At 52.7% G+C, this 20,445-nt stretch carries 15 protein-coding genes; 1 reads left to right on the top strand and 14 read right to left on the bottom strand.

The window, feature by feature from the left end; all coding sequences use genetic code 11:
- Positions 1 to 65: 65 nt before the first annotated feature.
- The 5 genes from H8S55_RS04490 to H8S55_RS14055 all read right to left on the bottom strand — a co-directional run bounded on the left by H8S55_RS04490 (position 66) and on the right by H8S55_RS14055 (position 9,693).
- Positions 66 to 365, bottom strand: a complete 300-nt coding sequence (locus H8S55_RS04490) for a CD1845 family protein (RefSeq protein WP_117451351.1) — start codon at positions 363 to 365, stop codon at positions 66 to 68.
- 155 nt (positions 366 to 520) lie between these two features.
- A complete protein-coding gene (locus tag H8S55_RS04495) occupies positions 521 to 865 on the bottom strand; it encodes a plasmid mobilization protein (RefSeq protein WP_024724974.1) in 345 nt (114 codons plus the stop codon).
- On the bottom strand, positions 862 to 1,680 hold the full coding sequence (locus H8S55_RS04500) for a DUF3848 domain-containing protein (RefSeq protein WP_186877977.1): 819 nt from the start codon (positions 1,678 to 1,680) through the stop codon (positions 862 to 864). Before H8S55_RS04500 ends, H8S55_RS04495 begins: the two co-directional genes overlap by 4 nt.
- 1 nt (position 1,681) lies before the next feature.
- Positions 1,682 to 9,184 (bottom strand): helicase-like domain-containing protein, encoded by a 7,503-nt coding sequence (locus tag H8S55_RS04505; protein WP_436233136.1) that lies wholly within the window; start codon positions 9,182 to 9,184, stop codon positions 1,682 to 1,684.
- 152 nt (positions 9,185 to 9,336) lie between these two features.
- A complete protein-coding gene (locus tag H8S55_RS14055) occupies positions 9,337 to 9,693 on the bottom strand; it encodes a TnpV protein (protein WP_243200454.1) in 357 nt (118 codons plus the stop codon).
- Between H8S55_RS14055 and H8S55_RS14060 the strand changes: the two genes are divergently transcribed.
- Positions 9,680 to 10,447 (top strand): hypothetical protein, encoded by a 768-nt coding sequence (locus H8S55_RS14060; RefSeq protein ID WP_243200455.1) that lies wholly within the window; start codon positions 9,680 to 9,682, stop codon positions 10,445 to 10,447. The two genes, H8S55_RS14055 and H8S55_RS14060, sit on opposite strands and share 14 nt — an antisense overlap.
- Before the next feature lie 96 nt (positions 10,448 to 10,543).
- Here H8S55_RS14060 and H8S55_RS04510 read toward each other — a convergent pair whose 3' ends face one another.
- The 9 genes from H8S55_RS04510 to H8S55_RS04550 form a co-directional block, all read right to left on the bottom strand.
- On the bottom strand, positions 10,544 to 10,759 hold the full coding sequence (locus tag H8S55_RS04510; RefSeq protein ID WP_002588976.1) for a transposon-transfer assisting family protein: 216 nt from the start codon (positions 10,757 to 10,759) through the stop codon (positions 10,544 to 10,546).
- A 1-nt stretch (position 10,760) separates the two neighbouring features.
- Positions 10,761 to 14,129 (bottom strand): LPD28 domain-containing protein, encoded by a 3,369-nt coding sequence (locus H8S55_RS04515; RefSeq protein WP_186877979.1) that lies wholly within the window; start codon positions 14,127 to 14,129, stop codon positions 10,761 to 10,763.
- A gap of 6 nt (positions 14,130 to 14,135) precedes the next feature.
- On the bottom strand, positions 14,136 to 14,414 hold the full coding sequence (locus tag H8S55_RS04520) for a hypothetical protein (protein ID WP_055658145.1): 279 nt from the start codon (positions 14,412 to 14,414) through the stop codon (positions 14,136 to 14,138).
- Positions 14,411 to 16,510 (bottom strand): type IA DNA topoisomerase, encoded by a 2,100-nt coding sequence (locus tag H8S55_RS04525; protein ID WP_186877980.1) that lies wholly within the window; start codon positions 16,508 to 16,510, stop codon positions 14,411 to 14,413. Before H8S55_RS04525 ends, H8S55_RS04520 begins: the two co-directional genes overlap by 4 nt.
- A complete protein-coding gene (locus H8S55_RS04530; RefSeq protein WP_006059584.1) occupies positions 16,491 to 17,198 on the bottom strand; it encodes a hypothetical protein in 708 nt (235 codons plus the stop codon). Before H8S55_RS04530 ends, H8S55_RS04525 begins: the two co-directional genes overlap by 20 nt.
- A 147-nt stretch (positions 17,199 to 17,345) precedes the next feature.
- Positions 17,346 to 18,098 carry a DUF4366 domain-containing protein gene (locus H8S55_RS04535; RefSeq protein ID WP_024724978.1) on the bottom strand — a complete coding sequence of 251 codons (753 nt, stop codon included), beginning with the start codon at positions 18,096 to 18,098 and terminating at the stop codon, positions 17,346 to 17,348.
- The gene (locus H8S55_RS04540) at positions 18,088 to 18,339 is read right to left on the bottom strand and encodes a DUF4315 family protein (RefSeq protein WP_006059582.1); all 252 of its coding nucleotides are present in this window, start codon (positions 18,337 to 18,339) and stop codon (positions 18,088 to 18,090) included. The genes H8S55_RS04535 and H8S55_RS04540 overlap by 11 nt, the downstream gene beginning before the upstream one ends.
- A 29-nt stretch (positions 18,340 to 18,368) precedes the next feature.
- The gene (locus H8S55_RS04545) at positions 18,369 to 20,078 is read right to left on the bottom strand and encodes a CHAP domain-containing protein (RefSeq protein ID WP_186877981.1); all 1,710 of its coding nucleotides are present in this window, start codon (positions 20,076 to 20,078) and stop codon (positions 18,369 to 18,371) included.
- Positions 20,071 to 20,445, bottom strand: a complete 375-nt coding sequence (locus H8S55_RS04550; RefSeq protein ID WP_002569211.1) for a DUF3851 family protein — start codon at positions 20,443 to 20,445, stop codon at positions 20,071 to 20,073. Before H8S55_RS04550 ends, H8S55_RS04545 begins: the two co-directional genes overlap by 8 nt.

Here is a 20,445-nt window from a genome sequence, read left to right on the forward strand (position 1 = left end):
ATATAAAATTCCTTTTCCCAAATTTAACAGACGGTGTCTGGCATTTTTATGGTTTTGCGTATTTTTTATCCATAAACCCAATCCTGAATGGCAAATTTCAAACTCTGCACCTTGCCCAGTAGCCAGATTGCAGCCAGCGGCAGCCCCATCGGGCTAATCAAAAATGCCATAACCAGCAAAATCACACCATTCTGCGGGGAATAGGTAATAAGCACAGCCACGCCAAGCAGAGCAATTACAGTGCTGAGCAGACCAAGCACCAGACCGGATATGTAGATCAGCCCCGTGCAGAGCCAGACAAAAAGCGTCAGCACCAAAATGACCGGTGCAGTTATAATCATCAAAAGCCCTTTCAAAATCTTCATGTTATTTCCTCCTTGCAGCGTTCTTGGTATCTTTTCTAATCATATTATCCGGCATGGGCAGGCAAAAGACAAGGATACCGATAAAAAGAAAAAGCGGAGAGAGGAGCAGCGAAGTAATGCCGTTCCTCCCTCCGCAAATGGAGTATCTATCCCTGTTATAAAAGTTTGGAAAGCTGGGTAATGATTTCCTCTACGCCCTCCCATAACTGTTCCTGCCGCTGGGATATATCCTCCAAGTCAGCATCATAAACCCGCCCAGTCTCATGCACTTTACGGGTCAGCTGGTTTAAGTTGTTGCTGTTTCGGCGCATCAGGGAAACAAGCTCCTTCAGCTCCGGCAGCTCCAGCTTGACTACATACCCATCCAGCGCCATTTTTCTTAGATAGGCTTCACGGTTGGAGGTTCCAAACTGAGACATTTTTTGCTCAATCACAGCAAGCTCCTCCGCTGAAACTCTAAAGTTTAATTGCATATCCCGCTTACGCTTTGCCATGGTTATCTCTCCGGTCCCTGTTTCTTCGGGGCGGCAGGCTTATGGGCAGGCAGTTCCTGCTTGAGCTTATCCCGTACAGAGGGGCGGGACGGTTGTATCTTTTCTCCCTGAGTACGGCTGCGCTGCTGTTCTTCTCGCACCAGATCAATAAAGCCATCCAGCACAGCAGGGTGGCTGTTCAGGACATAACCACAACGGACGGTTTCGGGATTATCGTTGGGAATGGTCTTGGCCCATTCCTTATTGCGTCGGGAGTAACGCCCATCCCAGTCCTGAAGCTGGACGGTGTTGGCAAGGACCAGCGCCACACGCTCCATGCCATAGGTCTCGATCACACCCTTTGCCGCATCGTGACTGAGATACATTCCGTCGAAGTGTTCCCGCACCGCCGCTTCAATGGACTCCTTGCATTGGAGATTTGCATTGTTGGAAACCCGGTACTGCTCCAGTTCCCTATGTTCTCTCGCATAGGCGGCAGAGTGGGGATAGACCGGTGTTGTTCGCAGTTCCTCTTTAGCTCTGCACACATCGTCGGCACGGTTCTCAATACTGTCCCGGATCACATCCATATAGCCGGTCTCCAGCTTTTCAAAATAACGGTACACATCCGCCAGCGGAGAGGGAGATTCCAAAAGTGCCTGGGCCTGGACATCAGTCAGCTCCAGTTCCTCCATCGCCATCACAATGTCCTCACGAACCGTGTACTCATAGGTGTGGTGCAGGATTTCTTCCGGGGGCTGGCTTTTCAGCCAGTCCCTGTATTTGTCCTGCTCGGCAGCCATCTTTTCATAAAGGGCTGTATTTAGATCGTTGGTATTCATGTTATCGCACCTCCTCATGCTGTTTTGGCTTCTTGTCTGTACTGCGGGGCGGCACCGGGCGTTTCAGATGGTCCAATACCGAAGGCCGTGTGCTTTTGGCAACGACAGCTTCATCGTGTGCCGGTCCCTTTCCGTCGATGTTGAGCAGGGTATCCAGCTCCACCAGACGGGCGTTTTTGCTTTTTAGTTCTTCTTCATAAAGGAATGGCTTTCCAACTTCCTCCTTTGCCGCAGCCTGCTGCTGATAGAGGTTATCCATCTGGGCCTTTGCCGCCTCCAGACGCTGCGGCATCTGGGCGAGGGCATTGTCGATACGGGTAAGATTTCCGCGAGGGTCTGTACCAAGGGTTGCCCTGTGGGTCATCTGTCCTTTTAGCAGGAGCGTATATTCCTGTTTCCAAGCGGAAAATTCCACAGACATGGCATAGCCCCGGTAGCTGCCGATCTGCACCGGATCGGAGGTTTTGACCTCCTTGCAGGCATCCAAAAGGGCAGCACCGGCGTTCTCCTTATCGGTCAGCAGATCTCCACGAATCTCCATACCGGCAAAGCCGTCCTCCGGGTGCGGGTGAGCTGCCAAAACCTCCAGGTCAGATTCAAAGCCTTTGATAAAGCCCTTGTGCTTTTCAATCTCCTCCGGGAAATATTTGAGCAACTGATCCTCCAAGCGGTACTGCTTACTCTGGTGGTCGGCTTTCATCAGCTTCAGGCGGGATACCTCCACATCCAGATCCATACGCTCTTTGATACGGGGGTCTCCGGCGCACAGAGCCTTGATCTCGGCAAAGGAAAGCGCCGTTTCATCCACATCATCGCAGGAGCGCACCGGCGATTTAGAAGTCATGATCTGGCTGATGAATTTCTGCTTATTCTCCACTGTCTGCCAGAGGTATGCGTCGAAAGTTCCCTCGGTCACATAGCGATACACATGGACAAGGGGATTCTGGTTGCCCTGGCGCTCGATACGGCCCTTGCGCTGGGCAAGGTCTCCCGGTCTCCACGGACAGTCCAGGTCATGAAGTGCCACCAGACGGTCCTGCACATTGGTGCCTGCGCCCATCTTGGCGGTGCTGCCCATAAGCACACGCACCTGACCGGTACGGACTTTGGAGAACAGCTCCTTTTTCCGCACCTCGGTATTGGCTTCATGGATAAAAGCGATCTGGTCGGCAGGCATCCCCTGGGCAATGAGCTTCTGACGAATATCGTCATACACCGTAAAGGCCGGTTCCTGCTCCGGCAGAGGTACAGCGCCTTCCAGTGCGTGAAGCAGTGGATTATCCAGCGTTTTCGCCGCCTTGCTTGCAGGAGCTTTTGCCTGCGGGGTAGAAATATCACAGAACACCAGCTGGGTTAATTTATCAGCCTCGCCATCCCGCCAGATCTGCATGATGTTCTCTACGCATTGATTGACCTTTGTTCCGGGTTCGTCCGGCAGCATCTGGTTGACGATCCTCTGGTCCAGCCCCAGTTTACGGCCATCCGAGGTAATCTTGAGCATATTGTCCTGGGACGGGTCAACGGTTCCGCTGTGTACCAGCGATGCGCGCTCCGAAAGGTCCTTGACCATTTCCTGCTGATGTTCGGTAGGCTGCGCCACGATGTTGTGGTATTCCACTTCCGGGGTAGGCAGATTCAGCTGGTCGGCAGTCTTAATGTCCGCCACTTCTTTGAACAGGTTCATCAGCTCCGGCAGGTTAAAGAACTTGCTGAATCTCGTTCTTGCCCGGTAGCCGGTGCCTTCCGGTGCCAGCTCCAATGCTGTGACGGTCTCCCCAAATCGGGAAGCCCAACAGTCGAAGTGGGTCATGTTCAGCTCTTGCAGGCGTTCATACTGAAGATAACGCTGCATGGTGTAAAGCTCGGTCATGGAGTTGCTGACCGGGGTGCCGGTGGCAAAGATCACACCACGATTTCCGGTGATCTCGTCCATATAGCGGCACTTGGCAAACATATCGGAGGATTTCTGCGCGTCCGATGTGGAAAGACCAGCCACATTCCGCATTTTTGTGTATAGAAACAGGTTTTTATAGTTGTGGGCCTCGTCCACAAACAAACGGTCCACACCCAGCTGCTCGAAGGTTACCACATCGTCTTTTCGCCCCTCGGCTTGCAGCTTTTCCAGTCTGGCTTCCAGAGACTTTCTGGTACGCTCCAGCTGCTTGACGGTAAAACGCTCGCCGCCGCTGGCCTGCACCTCTGCGATGCCCTCGGTGATCTCGTCGATCTGCTCATAGAGAAGCCTTTCCTGACGCTCCCGGCTGATGGGGATACGCTCAAACTGGCTGTGTCCCATGATGATGGCATCATAATCACCCGTCGCAATACGAGCGCAGAACTTCTTTCGGTTATGGGTCTCAAAGTCCTTTTTGGTGGTGACTAAGATATTGGCGGAAGGATAGAGACGCAGAAACTCCGACGCCCACTGCTCTGTCAGATGGTTTGGAACCACAAAGAGAGATTTCTGGCACAGTCCCAGGCGTTTGGCTTCCATCGAAGCAGCTACCATTTCAAAAGTTTTGCCTGCGCCTACTTCATGTGCCAACAGGGTATTTCCTCCATACAGCACATGGGCAATGGCGCTTTTCTGGTGTTCCCGCAGGGTAATGGCCGGGTTCATGCCTCCAAAAGTGATGTGGCTGCCATCATATTCACGGGGACGGGTAGAGTTCATTTCCTCGTTGTACTGGCTCACCAAAGTCTGGCGGCGCTCCGGGTCTCTCCAGATCCAGTCCCTAAAGGCTTCCCGGATCGCCTGCTGTTTTTGAGCCGCCAGGGTGGTCTCCTTGGCATTCAGCACGCGGCGCTCTTTTCCGTCTGCATCCTCTATGGTGTCATAGATACGGACATCCCGCAGGTTCAGGCTGTCCTCTAAAATCTTGTAGGCGTTGGCGCGGCTGGTTCCGTAGGTGGTATAAGCTGTCACATCGTTGTAGGATACAGAAGATTTCCCCTTGATCTGCCATTCAGCGGTAAAGGACGAATAGTTGACCTCGATACTGCGTTGGAGATAAAACGGGGTATTAAAGGTCTCATACATAAACTGCTGGATATATTCCTTGTCAATCCAGGTAGCGCCCAGACGCACCTCGATCTCCGACGCATCCAGGTCTTTGGGCTGGGCGGCGGTAAGGGCTTCCACATTGACTGCATAAACCTGGTCCTGCTGTGCCGCCCGCTGCGCCTGACGCAGTTTGCGGCGTACATTGCCGGAGAGGTATTCATCAGCAGTCACATAATGGGGCGTTCCGTCCTGCTCCAACTGTCCCGGTACACGGAAGATTACGCCTTGCAGCTCTCCGGCCAGTTCTTCTTTTGTTTTTCCGGTAAGCTGGCTCATATAGCTCATATCCACGCAGGCTTTTTCCGAGATAGACACCGCCAGTGCTTCACTTGCCGTATCCACCACAGCCACCGCCTGATGGGGCTTGATGGTCCGTTTGGTGAACATATCCGCCTTGCGCTCCAGCTTTCCGTCCTCGTCGATGACTTCCAGCGCACAGAGCAGGTAATAGGAAGAATCGTCTGCATAGGCCAGACGGTTTGCACGGTCATTGATGAGACCGTATTTGGCCGAAAAGCTGTCATAGAGCCGGTTCAGTTCCGACTGCTTCTCCCGAATGGTGCTGTCCGGAACCGCTGCATCCATCTGAAGGTCGATCAGCTCCTGCACACAATCACGCAGTCCCACAAGACCTTTCACACGGGCTTCGGCGGTAGCGTTGAGGTCAGGGCGCACCATACGGCTGTTTTCCCGGTAGTACACCTGCCCGTCTACAATAGCATAGGAATAGTTCTTCACATTAGGGTCGGCAGGAATGGAGGTGTCAATGGCTTCGCCTTCGCCCAGCTCCGGCAGCTCTGCCTCCTGATAAGTGCCATGAATATACTTTACCGCATCATGCAGCTGGTCGGAAAGCTCCAGTCCCTCGATAGGGTTCACGGTGTAGTCCATGCCATGAGCAGTGCTTACCGGCTCCTGCCTGCCCAGCACCATTTCCGGGTGGTCGATAAAATACCGGTTGATGGCAAACCCGTCCTCCGTCTGTCCGGTCTGGGTCCATTCCGGCACGATGTCCAGCGGGCGATCCCGCTTTTGGAGGAAGATGATGTCCGATACCACCTCGGCACCGGCATTCTTTTTGAACGCGTCATTAGGCAGACGGATAGCTCCCAGCAGCTCGGCACGCTGGGCAAGATAGCGGCGCACGGTGGAATCCTTGGCGTCCATGGTATAGCGAGAGGTCACAAAAGCTACCACACCACCGGGACGCACCTGGTCCAGTGCTTTGGCGAAAAAGTAGTTGTGAATACTGAAATTCAGCTTGTTGTAGGCTTTGTCATTGACCTGATACTGGCCAAAAGGTACATTGCCGATGGCAAGGTCAAAGAAGTCACGCCTGTCGGTGGTCTCAAAGCCGCCTACTGTGATGTCCGCCTTGGGATAGAGCTGCTTTGCGATGCGCCCGGAAACAGGGTCCAGCTCCACGCCATACAGACGACTGTTTCGCATTTCCTCCGGCAGCATACCGAAGAAATTGCCCACACCCATAGATGGCTCCAGAATATTTCCGGTCTCAAATCCCATACGGCCCACCGCTTCATAGATGGCCTGAATGACCGTAGGACTGGTGTAGTGGGCATTGAGGGTGGAACTTCTGGCTGCGGCATATTCCTCCGGGGTCAGCAGCTCTTTCAGCTGAGCATACTCGGAAGCCCATGCCGGTTTCTCCGGGTCAAAGGCATCGGCAAGGCCACCCCAGCCCACATAGCGGGATAGAACCTCCTGCTGTTCGGGGCTTGCCTGCTGTCCAGCAGCTTCCAGCTCTTTCAGCAAACGAATGGCATTGATATTTGCCTGAAACTTGGCTTTCGGACCGCCTTCGCCCAAATGCTCATCGGTAATACGGAAGTTCTGTGCATTGCGGCGCAGGTTAGCCTTGTATTCCTCATAGGAGGCTTCTTCGGCAGCTTTGGCATTGGGAAAGGTCTGCCACTGGCCATTGACCTGAATGGAAACCGGGTGTTCGTCCAACACCTCCTCAAAGGTTTTCTCCGGCTCAGTCACAGGGGCTGGTGGCTCCGGCTCCTCAATATGCAGCCGTTCCACCACCACATCATAAGGCAGATTGTTCTTATCGCCCGGATAGACGGCCACAGTCTCGGAATGGAAGGTCGGGGATTCGGTAGCCGGTTGGGGCTGTTCCTGTCCAAAGCCATCCAGCTGACGGGCGTACATCCCGCGCAGCAAAGGTGCAACCTCATCCCAGCGGAAATACAGCATAGCCAGACGCTTTTCCTCTGCATCCATGACTTCCAGCTCTATGCCCTGTGCCGTGGTACGGTAATCGGCAATATCGCCAGTCTCCAGATTCAGTGTCTCGATCTCACCGGAATAGGCTCTGCTCAGCCAGTAGGCAATCTCACTGTTGCTCCTGCCGGATTGCAGCAGCGTGGAAACCTGTTTTTTATCTGCTTCATCCATCAGTCCATGGGACAATACATCCCGCAAGTCCTGATCTGCCTTGTCCGGGTCAATGGGAAGAAGCTCGGTATAGTAAGCATTGCGGCGGTCTGCCCGAAGCAACTGCTCGAACTGTTCTTTGCGCTCTGCCCGATAGATGGGATATACCATGCCGGTGGGCAGAAGCTGTACGGTGTCCTCCCGCAGCTCGGTGATCTGATAGGCGTCATCCTCGATATACACGGTATCGCCCACGGCATAAACCGGGGCGGCAGGGTCATAGGAGGTTCTTTGTGGAATGGGGCTGCGAACGGCATCATATTCCTCATCGGAAATGGAAACTTCGGAAGTCTGCTCTGTCTCGGCAGCTGCGATCTGCTCTGCATCCGACATCACCTGCTGGATAAACGGGTCATTGTCCAGTTTTTCCGGGTCTGCCACCTGACCGTTGACAATCCCTCTTTCCTCCAGGGCTTCCCGGATGGCGATAGGGTCGATGTTGTCAAAACGGTCCTGTTCTTCTTCGGTATAGAACCGGTCCTCCTGAATGAGCTGGGCAATCCGGCGCTGTACCTTCGGCCAGGGCAGCCGCGTTTCCTCTGGACTTCCGGCACGGACAACGAACAGTCTGTTGCTGTCACCGTATTCCTGAGCCAGCCATGCAGCGGTATCTTTCTCCCTTGCATGGTCTTTCATATAGCGGACGACAGCGTGTTTACTCTCAATATTGCCGTTCCATGCACAAAGGGCAGTATCAATATCTTCCTGAGACAGAGGGCGCAGAAGCTCATGGAGCTTTGGATAGGTTTCGTCGATTACTTCCCGGTGCAGACGCTGGCGGAACTCCGGTATATCAGAATAAAGGCGGATCAGCTCCATATCCTTAGAACCAAGGACCGCACGGCGCACAGCAGCATTGCCCTCGATGACAGCATTTTCACGGTCAAAATGACCGCAGGCATTACGGTATGCGGCATCCTCGGAAATAGCGGCAGTTACCACAGGCTTATACTGCTCAAACTGCTCCCGAAGGGTAGGCTTTGGAGTTTCTTCCTCCACCTCCGTCTGCTGGGCTTGGATAGCATCTTCTTCTGCCAGTTCCTTTTCAGCCTGGATTTTGTCATACTGCGCCTGTTCCTGTTCGGTAAGATAGCGGCCTTTCTGAACAAGAGAGGTAATGCGCTTGGCAACCTTTTCCCAGTTCAAGTGAACATCCGGGCAGTCCTGCTTTTTATAGTGCAGTCCTTTCCCATCGTGATCTTCGCCGCTGTGTGTTGCGCCGGACAGGGCATGAGAGCGACCACCAATGCCATACTCGTCTTTGAGGAATCTCACTTTTTCCTTATCCGTATGGTTTTCCATGAAGAACGCATAGATACGGCCTTTTCCTCCGGCAAAACTGCTACCGCCGGTCATGGCGGCGTCGATCTCATCCTCGGTAATGAAATGCTGGACGGTTGGCACTTGGGAAAGGTCTGAAGAAAAAGTCCTGCGAGGCAGGTCAAGGTCCTTCAGATTCTCCCAAATCTCCCTTGGTCTGTGGTAGTGAAAGCGCAACAGGTCACGTTCCTGCTGATAGGCAGTCCAGAAGGCGGCGTATTCTTCCTTGAGGGTCTGGCGGAAAGCTGGGTCACTCAGCTGCTCAGTTAGGCGGCGGATCTCCTCTGGGAACCCATTGCCTTTGATCTCTGACAGGCAGGACAAATATCCGGCTTCTCTGGCGTCCTCGCTGAGATCGTGATACAGATACCAGAGCTTTTCTGAAAGGAGGGAGCGTTCATAGCCTGCCGCTTCTGCAAGCTCCACATTGGAGGCAAACTGGCCGCTCTCCAAAAGCTCCCCGATACGCTCTGCGGCGCTCTCCCAGGAAATGACCTGGGCAGACCTGTCATAACGGACAGACTTCCCATGAGAAAGATGGATACCATCCTCGGCATACCATGCGCTCACACTGCCAAGGCCGTTGCCGCCGTGGTACAGCGTTTTCAGTATCTCGGCAATCTCAGCGGTGGTTTTCTGTTTTTCAAAGGCTGCAACCACACGCTCCCTCTGGCGGTCTGTATTGCCGCCCAAACGCAGCACATGGTCGATGTCATTTTGAGCAAAAGAAAAAGCAGAGGATGTATGCGCTACATTCTCTGCTTCATCTATGGATTGGATCTGTTCTGCTTCGGAGAGGAACAGGTTTAGGGTCAGCTGTTGATAAGCTCCGCCATCAGAATCTCCTCTGCCTGAGCTTTGCAGGTGTTCATCAGCCCCACCCACTTCATGGGATCGCTGGCTTTCAGTTCCTCGGTGGCTCCCGCTTCCTTCGCCAGCTGGGGCATCATCTGCTCCAGTCTGTTCTGGGCGGTCTCGTCGATCTCCAGAAGGTGCTGGTACAGCTTCTCGCTCAGCAACATCTGGTTGTAGAGGATGGGACGGTGTTCCTTCAGGTAGGTTTTCCTCATCCTGCCGTATTTGCCCAAAGGTTTCGACCGCTGCTGGCTCAGCTTCAGGTCGGGAATCAGATAGTCTCCGTTCTGGATATAGGTCATGGGATTGTTCATCTTGTTTGCTCCTTTCTTGGTTGGCTTCGCGCTCTGCATTTCGGACGGTAACGCCGATCTGCCGCAGCACCTGCTGGTTGATCTGGCTGACCGCTGTTCCCAGCGCCCCGATGGTGGACGGGGTGTTGAAATCAAAGATCGCCATGAAATCTTCGTGGTCGAAGTAGCGTTCCGGCTCCAGTCCGCAGCGGGACATCAAAGCGTAAGTGATGCTGACGGTGGCGGCTGCCTTGAACTGTACTCCGATGTTAAACTCATCATATTCCTCCAAAAAGGAACCGTCAACGATATAGAAGAAGTCCTGCTGATGCTCCGTCCAGTATTCCTCAGCCAGTTTTCCGGCTACCTCGGTGAGCTGTCCGGCAAGGTCATCACCGGAAACATCATAGGTGCGCTCAAGCATGGCCTGCACCGAATCCAAATGACGCTCCTCCAGCTGCCACAGCCAGGGAGTGCGGGAATGTTCACGTGTTCCGGTGTCGGAAATATCAAAAACATAGCGCAGGCGGGGCCTGTCCCCGGAATCGTCCACCAGAGCGATTCCCTTGGAGCCGCGCCTTACATACCGTCCCATCTTTTCATTCCACAAATCGTACTCTGCACAGGCGGTAGCGTCCGGACGCTGGGCGTAGATCATCAACTGCTCATGGAACGGGTACTTGTAAAGGCGGGAAGCAGTGGTGAGAAACCCTGCCCATTCCTGCCAGCTCCCCGTGAGCTGCGTTGCCACCTTCTCCGCCATCTGTGCATATAGTTCAGCTTTGGTTGGCATGGTGTTCTGTCCTCCTTTCAGTTTTGGGGTAAAAAGGCGGGGTGGCAGATCGCCACCCCATCCCTGCGGTTATGTTGTTTACTGGTCAAAATCCGGGTACAGCTCCAGTTCGGCAAACTCGGCATCACTCATGGCCTGGAGCTTGCCCAGTGCGCTGTCTGTCAACTCCCGCAGCTCGGTTTCCTCCGGCGAAAGCTCGCCGCGCATCTCACGCAAACTGTCAATCAGCCCGGTGCGGCTGCCGGTATTGTAAATGCACATCAGGTTCATTTCCTCAAAAGTAAAGTTTCCCATATCAAATCTCCCTTTCCGCACTCTTTTTGGGTGCTGTCTTTTTGTGTTCTGCCTTGGGCTGGCTTTTCAGCTGCTCCATGACGGACTTTTTCTTTTCCCGTTCCTCCCGATGGGCAGCGGCAGCCAGATCCATCAGGGAAATGGGCTGACCGCTTCGGGCCTGCTGTTCCAGCTCTGCCACCGTAGGTTCTTTTGCGCCATTGTTGATGATACCGTCGATCATGCCGTAATCGTCCTCCAGCATCATTTCCGCATTTTTCAGCGGGTTTTCTGGCAGGAATCCGGGGATCTGGGTAAAACCAACACTGTCACAGTAATGACAGGATACCTTACCGTCCTGTCTGATCGCAACGATGTCGCTGACGCTCATGGAGGGACTGTGAAAGTCCACGGGCTTTTCCAGATTGAATTGCTGATAGAGTTTTTCCAGCTGCTCCGGCACAGTGCCAGACTCCCTCAGAGGAGCTGTGTAAATGAGGTCATAATTGCTGCGGTCTATGGAAATGTCGTGGGACTTTAACCAATCCAGATTCATAAAGCGCACATTCTGCGGATCGTCACTACTTACCTGATAGATGGCAAAGCAATCTCTGTTCTGAGAGAGAAATGCCTGTTCGCGTTCCTGCTGATGTTCCTGACGCTCCATGACCTTTTCGTGGAACTGAGGGCTTTTCTCCCATTCCTCATGGTCCACACCGAAAAGACCGCCATGATCCATGATTTCCTGCGGATCAAACACCATGCTCTCCGTATTGTCCTCATGCAGCACATAGACGGTCAAACCGGCGGCATCCAGTTCCAGCGCCCGTTCTCTGGTAACAGGGAACATCCCATCATAGGAGTAGCCATATTCCTGCATATCCGGTGTGGATACCTGCTCATCCGGCATGGGGTATTCATCCAGTGCCTGCTCCTGCGCTTCCGGCAGCTGGGAAGAAGCAGTCATCTGACCGGTCTCTGCCTGCATTTGCTGATAGGCCGCTTCCTGCAAGGTCTCAATCATGGACATAGGAGCGTGTCTGAGCGAAGTGCTGTCCAGATTGTTGTCATCACAAATCTGGAGAACTGCCTTCATGCGGGAAATCTCCGGCATATCCAGCTGACCACCATCCAGCTCTTTCATGGATGCGGCATCGTAAAGGGTATAGTCCCAGCCGCTGTCACAGGACTGGATATGAAGATAGGTGGCATTGTCGATCAGAAACAAAGCCTCCTGCTGATTGGCGTCCGCCCCCAGCACTTCCATTTCCGGCATTGCCGCAGCCAGTTCCTTTACCGCTTTTTGCACCAGAGGATTATCACGGTAATAGTCGATTGCCTGGATGGTGTCCAGGTCAATGGTCTGGCCGGTCAAAATCGGAAAAGGTCCTTCATAGTCGCTTCCGTCTTTCAGCTCAAAACCAATGCCCTTGATCCCGTTCATTCGTTCTGCCGGAATCTCCTGATAAATGCGGATTGCTTCCTCCAAAGACAAGTTATCGTGGTATTCTCCGAGGTTTGGAAATTCCATGCACTCTGCTACATAGTAAGTCAGATTGCTGGTTGGCTGCTCTATCGGGGCGGTTTCCGGCTCTGCCTTTGCATGAGGGTCGATTCCGCGCTCTTTGCAGATTTCCTTATAGTGGCGCTCAATGTCAGAGATCAAAGTACCGGAGGTCTTGTTGATGGTTTCCAAACTGGTTCTCAGTTCTTTCAGCTCCTTGCCCTGACTCCAGCTTGCAATATAGCCGAAGCTGTTTTCTCCGGTCTCGATGCCAAAATATTTGCAGACTGCGTAGGAGATGCTTTCAGCCTCCACTTCCTCCGTGTGGCGATCTTTCCTCTGTTCTTGCAAAAACTGGGTGAGGGTAGAAAAGCCGCCAACAAAATTCAGCCCTTCTTCCTCGGTCAGCATCAGGCGTCCATCTTCCGCCAGCTCCAGCGGCTCTGTCAGCAGAACGGAACCTGCATGGTTTACAACCACTTGTTCTTCTACACAGACCGGCTCTCCGGGGTCGTAGTCAGAACCGCGCAGGTCATAGCAATAAACGCCCTCCGGCAGATTATCACGGACAATCCGCCCATTGGAGAACAGACCGGGTTTATCAAACAGCTCGATCTCCTGATATTGCTCGTCATTGGCAATCTGAATCTTTTTCTGATTGTGGAGCTTGCTGTGGGCAATCTCGTGTACTGTGGCCGAAACCGTCTGCACCTCACTCATGCCCTGACGAATGGCGATTTTCTGATGATCGGCAGAAAAATAGCCGTCCGTATCGGCGGCCATTGCTTCAAAAGTGATCGGCACCGGCGCACTGCGGCGCAGAGCCTCCATGAATGCCTCATAATTTGGCACATTGCCGGAAAGGGAGGAAGCAAGCTCAGGCAAAGGTTTCCCGTCGGTCTGGCTCACATCAAAGACCTTGACCGGGCGAAACATGGGGATCTCGATTTCTTTTTCCTCTGTGACGATCTTTCCGTCTTTATCCAAAATCGGAGCCTTGGTATCCGGGTCCAGTTTCTGCTCCTCGATTTTCTTCTTATATGGTGTGGGAGCAATGATGGTAATGCCATGCTCTCCCTTTTTAACATGACGCTCAAACTGGTCTTTCCACTTATTGTATCCGGCTACCAATGTAGCGTCCGGCTTCTGCATATAGATGAGCATGGTGTTGTTTACCGAATAGCGGTGGAAGCGGGACATGACGGACAGATAGCGCATATACTTTTCACTCTCAAACAGTTCCTTGATGCCCTGCTCGATGCCATCTGTGATTTCCCTTAGCCGCTCTCGGTTGGTGGGTTTGTTCTCAGCCATGATTTTCAATCTCCTTTCCAAATGTGTGATTTCTGCTGTGTGTTCTGCAATCCATGCCTTTTGTTCTTCTTCACTTTCATAAAGAAAAAGGTCCAACAGGTACTCTACATAGGTTTTCTCCTGGATTGCTTCCACAAAACGGGGGTGCGGTTCTTCCTCCGGTGTCCGGGGAGAATTGTCGGCCTCCCATTTTTTCAGCAGATAGTAGTAATCGGACAGTACGCGATAACACCGCTGCCGGTCCTCCCGAAACTTTTGTGCCTCTGTTTTCTGCCGGACATATCTCCTACGGGGAGGGGCCTGACTGTCATAGATCAGGCCAAAGTCCTGTGCCAGTTTCTCCGCCGCTTCTTTTGGGGAGAGGTCAAAGAGCTTTGCGGTAAAGTCGATCACATCTCCATCTTCACCGCAGCCAAAGCAGTGGAACCGCTGGTCTATCTTCATGCTGGGATTCTTATCATCGTGAAAGGGACAGCAGGCCATGCCATTTCGTTTGACCTCGATCCCATAAAACGCTGCCGCATCTCTGGTGCTGACCGACTGCTTGACTGCTTCAAATACATTCTCTGTCATGTGCCTTTAACTGCCGGACTTTCTCACAGGGGGCTGGTATCCGGCAGCTTTCGCACGCTCACTGGCGGCTTTGCGGCGTTCTGCGCTGTATGGCTCCCGGACTGATACACACCGCTTTGGGACGGTAAAGTTATGGGCGTCCTTTCGGGTGATCTGGTCGGGGTGCTTTTTTGCCAGCAGATCCAGCTTCTCCATCAGACGGGGATCATGAGTATAGATCTCAGCCATTGGTTCTGCCTGGTTATAGAGGAGAATGGTTTCCCGTTCCACTAAAGAGAGCTTCATCGGCTGCCTCCTTTCCGCTGGTCAAATTCCAGCTTGAAGTTGGCGTACTGTCCATCATCCTCCAAAACCACAGCGGCATCGTAGGTCTTTCCGGTTTTCTCCGAATATAGGCCCGTCACACGGACACGGCCATCGTTCAGCAGCGCAGACACCACAGCTTTGGTCGGCTGTTTTTTCTTGGCAGCCCACCATTTGTTGTTTTTCCAGATTGCAAATTTGCAAGAATCATTCTGACAGAAGAAGCCTTTTTGCAGTTCTGCAACTTCACCGCCGCAGCGAGGGCATTTGCCCACCACCTCACGGGGCGGAGTGAACAGGTACTCAGTTCCCCTGATGACCTGATAAGTTCCCACCAGGTCTTTCAGCATGGTGCTGATCCCGTCCAAAAACTCCTCCGGGGCAAGCTGCCCGCGCTCGATCTCGCCCAGGCGGTACTCCCACTCGGCAGTCAAAAGCGGCGATTGCAGCTGTTCCGGCAGAACGGTGATAAGGGAAACTGCATCGTGGGAAGGGAGAAGCTGCACCGTTTTCCTGCTCTTTTTTCGTTCCAGAAAACCGGCAGATACCAGCTTTTCCAAAATACCGGCACGGGTGGCCGGTGTCCCCAGACCTTTTCGTTCGGCATCCTCCGGCATATCTTCTTTTCCGGCAGTCTCCATCGCGGACAATAGGGTGTCCTCCGTAAAGTGCTGGGGCGGACTGCTTTTGCCTTCTTTGACGATTGCCGCAGAAACCGAAAGGGTCTGTCCTTCGGTCAGCTCCGGCAGGGCTTTCTCTGCGCCCTCTTTTTTTGGCTCCGCATCCTTCATTTTGGCACGGTAAGCGTCCTCCAGTGCTTTCCATCCGGGGTGCTTCACTGTTTTTCCTTTGGCGGTAAACTCCCCACCGGCACAGTCGGCAATCACAACGGTTTCCGAATAGATATGGGGCTGGGCTACGGCACACAGCAGACGCAGGGCCACCAGCTCCAGCACCGCTTTTTCTCCCGCAGGAAGGGCAGAAAGGTCTGCATCCTTGAGATTTCTGGTAGGGATTACTGCGTGGTGGTCGGTTACTTTCTTGTCGTTGATGACCATCTGCGGATCACAGGTAATGGCAATCCCTTTGCGAAATGGCATAGCATTGGCAACCAGATTCACCAGCACCGGCAGGCTGTCTGCCATATCACCGGTCAGATAGCGGCTGTCAGTACGGGGATAGGTGCAGAGCTTCTTTTCATACAGGCTTTGCAGATAGTCCAGGGTCTGCTGGGCTGTAAATCCAAGCAAGCGGTTGGCATCTCTTTGCAGAGTAGTCAGGTCATAGAGGGCGGGCGGCTTTTCGGACTTTTCCTTGCACTCCACCTTTTTGATCGTGACGGCTGCACCCTGGCAGACTTCTTTCAGCTGCTCGGCAGCGGCCTTATCCGCCATGCGCTCCCCGGATACGGTAAGACCGGGTAGCTCCAGTGCCACGGTATAAAAGGGAACCGGCTTAAAGGTGTCGATCTCAGCTTCTCGCTGGACAATGAGTGCCAGCGTAGGGGACATCACGCGCCCGATGTTGAGGGTGCGGTGGTACAGCACGGAAAAAAGCCTTGTGGCATTGATCCCCACCAGCCAGTCGGCCTTGGCACGACAGAGAGCAGCATCCCGAAGTCCGTCATAGTCCGCACCGGGGCGGAGGTTTGCAAAGCCCTCCCTGATGGCGGAGTCCTCCATCGAAGAAATCCAAAGCCTTTTCATCGGCTTTTGGCAGCCTGCCAGCTCATAGACACTGCGGAAGATCAGCTCGCCCTCGCGTCCGGCATCGCAAGCGTTTACCACCTCCGTCACATCCGGGGCATTCATCAGCTTTTTGAGAATATCAAACTGCTTTTTCTTATCCTTTCCCACCACCATCTGCCAATGCTCCGGCAGAATAGGCAGGTCATCATATCGCCACTTGGCATACTTGGGGTCATAGCTGTCTGCATCTGCAAGCCCGGCCAGATGGCCCACGCACCAGCTGACACGCCAGCCGTTTCCCTCCAGATACCCGTCCTTACGGGCGGTTGCACCAATCACCGCCGACAGACTTTGTGCAACCGATGGTTTTTCAGCAATCACCAGCTTCATAATCTTCAACCTCCCATTCATTCTGCCAATTATCAGACAGTTTTTTTGCAATGCTGTGTTCTGAGGCAAGTGTAATGTCATAGCCAAAGCGATAATCATATCGGTACAACCTGCCAATCAAATCATTGATTATGATATTGCAGGCCATAATCACACGCTCTTTATCCACCTGCATCAGTTGATAGCGTTGATAATTGTTGTAATATTCTCGATGTCTGTGGGTTCTGCTGACCGTATCTTCCATCAGACAATCTATGGCATCTTTTTCACCATCTTCTTTGCTGCCCTGTGTATAAGACAACAGTTCCTTAACCATGGGAAAACTTTGTTCATCTACCGTTGCTTCTTCGCTCAAAAAACCGATATAAGCTTTTAGTAACAGGCTAACTGCTGTTTTTTCAGCTTCAGATAAAGCGTTCATGGTCTCCGCTGCATCAGGCAACAGTTCCTTTTCCACAAATTCATCTATCTCACCAGAATAAAGCATTCGGATTGAGTCCACACATAAAGAGCGTTTTTGGGGTGCGGTCTCAATTTCAAAATCATAAAGATCCAAGTCATCGTCCTTCTTTGATTTTTTTTGAACTTTGCTTATAGCAGTGAAAAGAATGTCTCCTCCAAAGTAAATTCCGAAGGCGACCAGATCAAAAATAATCAGAAAGTGTAATAACAAGTTCCAGGTGTTCATTGTGAGGTCCTCCTTTCTTTGACCATGTGCTGATTTTGGGTGTAGATTTGCAGTAAGAGAGTGAGTAGAGCAGCAGAGGACAGGAATTTCTCCCTGTCCTCTGTCCCTTATCCCGCAATGATTTGAAATATGCTACGCTCAAACGGTTCAATCTGTTCTATCACTTTCCTCATTAGGGTCAGAACCCTCAAAACCATCCTCAAGGACTTCCTCATCCTCAGTTTCCCATTCCTCGGAATCTTCCTCGCCATAATCATAATCGTCCAGACTGTCATTGCCCTTGGTCTTAGGCTTATTTTTAACGAGCTTCAAGTAGGCAAATACGCCACCGCCGCCCAGCAGAGCCAGCAGAAGGATCAGGGCAGCCGGGTTCAGTCCGGCAGGCTTCTCTTTTTCCGGCTCCGGTGTTTCTGCCGGAGGTTCCGGTGCTTTTCCCGTACATTTACTCTTATCAGTTACACAGACCGGGCAGGCCGTATTAACTGCCCCTGCTTCACATTTCTTCGTGCAGCTGCACACAGCTGGCGGCTCCTCTTTGGCATTTCCATCTTCCATCAGTGCCATCAGGTCCGCTTCATCCACCTGGTTCAGAAAGTGAACAGCAGTCTTTTTATCCTCGTTGGCCCTGTCGATCAGGATATAAAAATAGTTGCCTGCCTTGGTGGTAACGGTAATGAGCTGCTTGTTGCCACCAAAATCATCCACCAGAGCGGCGTTGCCATCCGGGGTCAGCGGAGGTGCTTTTTCCGTTTCTTCCACCACCACATTGCTGTCATTGGTGGTATCCTCTGCCGGGGGCGGAGCTGCGCCCTGGGCAAAAGCGGGAACGGTAAAGCCCAATGCCAGAACCAGCGTCAGGCAAATGGCGGAAAGTGTTCGGAGCAATCGTTTATTCCTCATAGCTGTTTTCCTCCTGTTCGTTGTTGTCATCAGCCAAACTGCCGGGAACTGTGCCTCCGGACAGCATGGCGCTCAGCTGAGCCGGGGTCATACGCAGTGCGCGCACCATCTGGACGATCTCCAGATTTTCTGCCTCGGTTTTCTGTGTCTCCAGCGCCTTGAGCTTTTCCTGATACTCTGCGATCTTCTCGCGGACCTTAGTAATCTCCTGGTCAATGCGTTCAATTTTGTTCTTTGCCATCGTCTATCACTCCTTCTAAAAAATCTCTGTTACCAGTTCATCAGGCCGTAGCCCTTGATACTCTGATAATTCAGGTCATAACTTTTGATCTTGCAGGCATCGCCGGAATTTCCCTCCACGGTATAAACACGGCTGCCATCGGTGCCGATAACAATTCCCACATGGTCTGCGGAACCATCCAGATCCCAATCGAAGAAAATGGCATCACCGGGGGCGATGTTTTCATATCCTCGTGCGCCCCACTGTCCATGAGACTGGAACCACAGAACACCCTGAGACTGACAACCAGCAAAGCGTGGTTCCGTTCGACCGGATTGACCATAGCACCATGATACAAAGCAGGCACACCATTCCACACGGGAGTCAAAGCCGTACCAGCTCCAATAAGGTTGTCCTCCCACATTGCCCACCTGACTTTTCGCCAGTTCCACCAGCTGCGGATTGCCGGGGCGGGTGCCATTGATAAATTCAACACCAGTCAAATCTTCAGAAACACCTGTATCGGGAGAACCGCCACCAAACAACAGCGGCTTATTGCCCATAGTCTGTCGGTAGACCTGGTACATCTCCATCTGCTCCGGAGTCAGTAGTTCTGGCGCAAGAGAGGCAATGGAACGGCTTGTTAAAGTTACATGGAGAATACGATATTCATATTCATGCTCATCCCCATCTTCGTCAGTGTAAGTGCGAATCTGAATTTCTTCTCTCAGCGTGAGCTGATACTGTGCATCAAACACACGCTCCAGCTCTGCCTGTGCGCTGTGGCGTGTATAGCCCTGCAAGACAGCAGAGAGAAACGCCGCAAGCTCATGGGGGTCATGGCCGATCATGCCAAGGTTATAGCGATACTCGTCATACCCTGGGTGGCTGCTTTCGATGTTGTCGATTTTCTCCTGCAACCGAGCTTCTCTGTCTGCATAATCTGCCTCCACCGCCAGCATTTCCGGGTCATCCGATGGATAGGTAGTGCCGGAAATTACAGAACCAATACTCTGTGCCATCATAGAGCAGGAGGACATGGTATTCATCAGCATACAGGCGATGAGGAAAAAAACCCCTGCCATCAGGAAGCCCTTCTTGTGGCGCATGACGAATGCCCCTGCCTGCTGTGCCTTTTCTTTTACCGTCCTTGCGGCTTTTCCGGTTTTGGACGCAGCCTGGGCGGTATTTCCGGCAGTCTGACCGGTGCGCTTGGCGACGGCATACTGCTTTTTGATACTCTGTTTTTGCTGCCAGCGGGAGAGAGGGTTGCTGGTAAACTGAGGATTTTCCCGTAGGGACTTCTGGTACAGGGCATTTACATTTGTCTTTTCCAGCTTCTGCTCGGCCTGGGCTGCTTTGCGGTACGGCTTCAGCTTGTGGCTGCGATAGCCCTCCCGCACCAGATAAGCGCTGGTCTCCACCGCCTCCTCGGACTTGTGGGCGCTTTCCACGCCCACATTGTCCTGTTCTGTTTCCCGGATCTCTTTGTGAAACTTGCCCGCGACCAGATGGACGGGAGCTTCCTTAACCCCTTGAGAAAGTTTGGAAGGTGGTTTTTTCTTGTCCTCAAAGGTCAGCTTCGAGGTCTTTTTCCCGGTGTCCGGGTCAATGACCGTCTGTCTGACTTTTTTCTTTGGAATATTGGCCTGCGCCTTATCTGCTCTGGCCGTAGCTTTCTCCGTTTTGCGGATCGGCTTTTCCAGTGCAGGGTCAGCCCGTTCCTCATCAGTAAAGCGCAGGCGCGGCTCTTTATTCAAACCAATCACCCATTAGGATAGCATCCATCATGTGGTGCAGCTCCACATAGAGGGCCAAACCTTCCGGATCATATAGCGGATGCACGGTGAGATACGCATGGACTTGCGCCAGAATCTCAGAGAGCATTGTGATAGGTCTGCACCCTACAATGGTTGCTGCACCAGGGGCACACATCATATTCGCCCAAATCGAAAAGAGACGGGCAAGACCAATTTCGCCATCCTCATTCAAGGTTTTGAGTTCTTTGTCAGCGGTACGACACTCAACAACAGCGGAGGCCATTACCGGAAGCAACATGAATTCGTGAGCCTCCAATGCCTCACGGAAAAAAATCATGGTATCAAGTTCGCAAATATTCTGTTTCAT

It is taken from the genome of Flintibacter faecis, assembly GCF_014287875.1.
In the GTDB taxonomy this organism is placed as follows: domain Bacteria; phylum Bacillota; class Clostridia; order Oscillospirales; family Oscillospiraceae; genus Lawsonibacter; species Lawsonibacter faecis_A.

Excerpts from the sequence above, each read along its gene's own strand:
- H8S55_RS04535 (WP_024724978.1), bottom strand. The coding sequence starts at position 18,098 with ATGAGGAATAAACGATTGCTCCGAACACTTTCCGCCATTTGCCTGACG.
- H8S55_RS04550 (WP_002569211.1), bottom strand. The coding sequence starts at position 20,445 with ATGAAACAGAATATTTGCGAACTTGATACCATGATTTTTTTCCGTGAG.
- H8S55_RS04510 (WP_002588976.1), bottom strand. The coding sequence starts at position 10,759 with ATGGGAAACTTTACTTTTGAGGAAATGAACCTGATGTGCATTTACAAT.
- H8S55_RS14055 (WP_243200454.1), bottom strand. The coding sequence starts at position 9,693 with ATGAACAATCCCATGACCTATATCCAGAACGGAGACTATCTGATTCCC.
- H8S55_RS04525 (WP_186877980.1), bottom strand. The coding sequence starts at position 16,510 with ATGAAGCTGGTGATTGCTGAAAAACCATCGGTTGCACAAAGTCTGTCG.
- H8S55_RS04500 (WP_186877977.1), bottom strand. The coding sequence starts at position 1,680 with ATGAATACCAACGATCTAAATACAGCCCTTTATGAAAAGATGGCTGCC.
- H8S55_RS04520 (WP_055658145.1), bottom strand. The coding sequence starts at position 14,414 with ATGAAGCTCTCTTTAGTGGAACGGGAAACCATTCTCCTCTATAACCAG.
- H8S55_RS04515 (WP_186877979.1), bottom strand. The coding sequence starts at position 14,129 with ATGACAGAGAATGTATTTGAAGCAGTCAAGCAGTCGGTCAGCACCAGA.
- H8S55_RS04540 (WP_006059582.1), bottom strand. The coding sequence starts at position 18,339 with ATGGCAAAGAACAAAATTGAACGCATTGACCAGGAGATTACTAAGGTC.
- H8S55_RS14060 (WP_243200455.1), top strand. The coding sequence starts at position 9,680 with ATGGGATTGTTCATCTTGTTTGCTCCTTTCTTGGTTGGCTTCGCGCTC.
- H8S55_RS04490 (WP_117451351.1), bottom strand. The coding sequence starts at position 365 with ATGAAGATTTTGAAAGGGCTTTTGATGATTATAACTGCACCGGTCATT.
- H8S55_RS04530 (WP_006059584.1), bottom strand. The coding sequence starts at position 17,198 with ATGAACACCTGGAACTTGTTATTACACTTTCTGATTATTTTTGATCTG.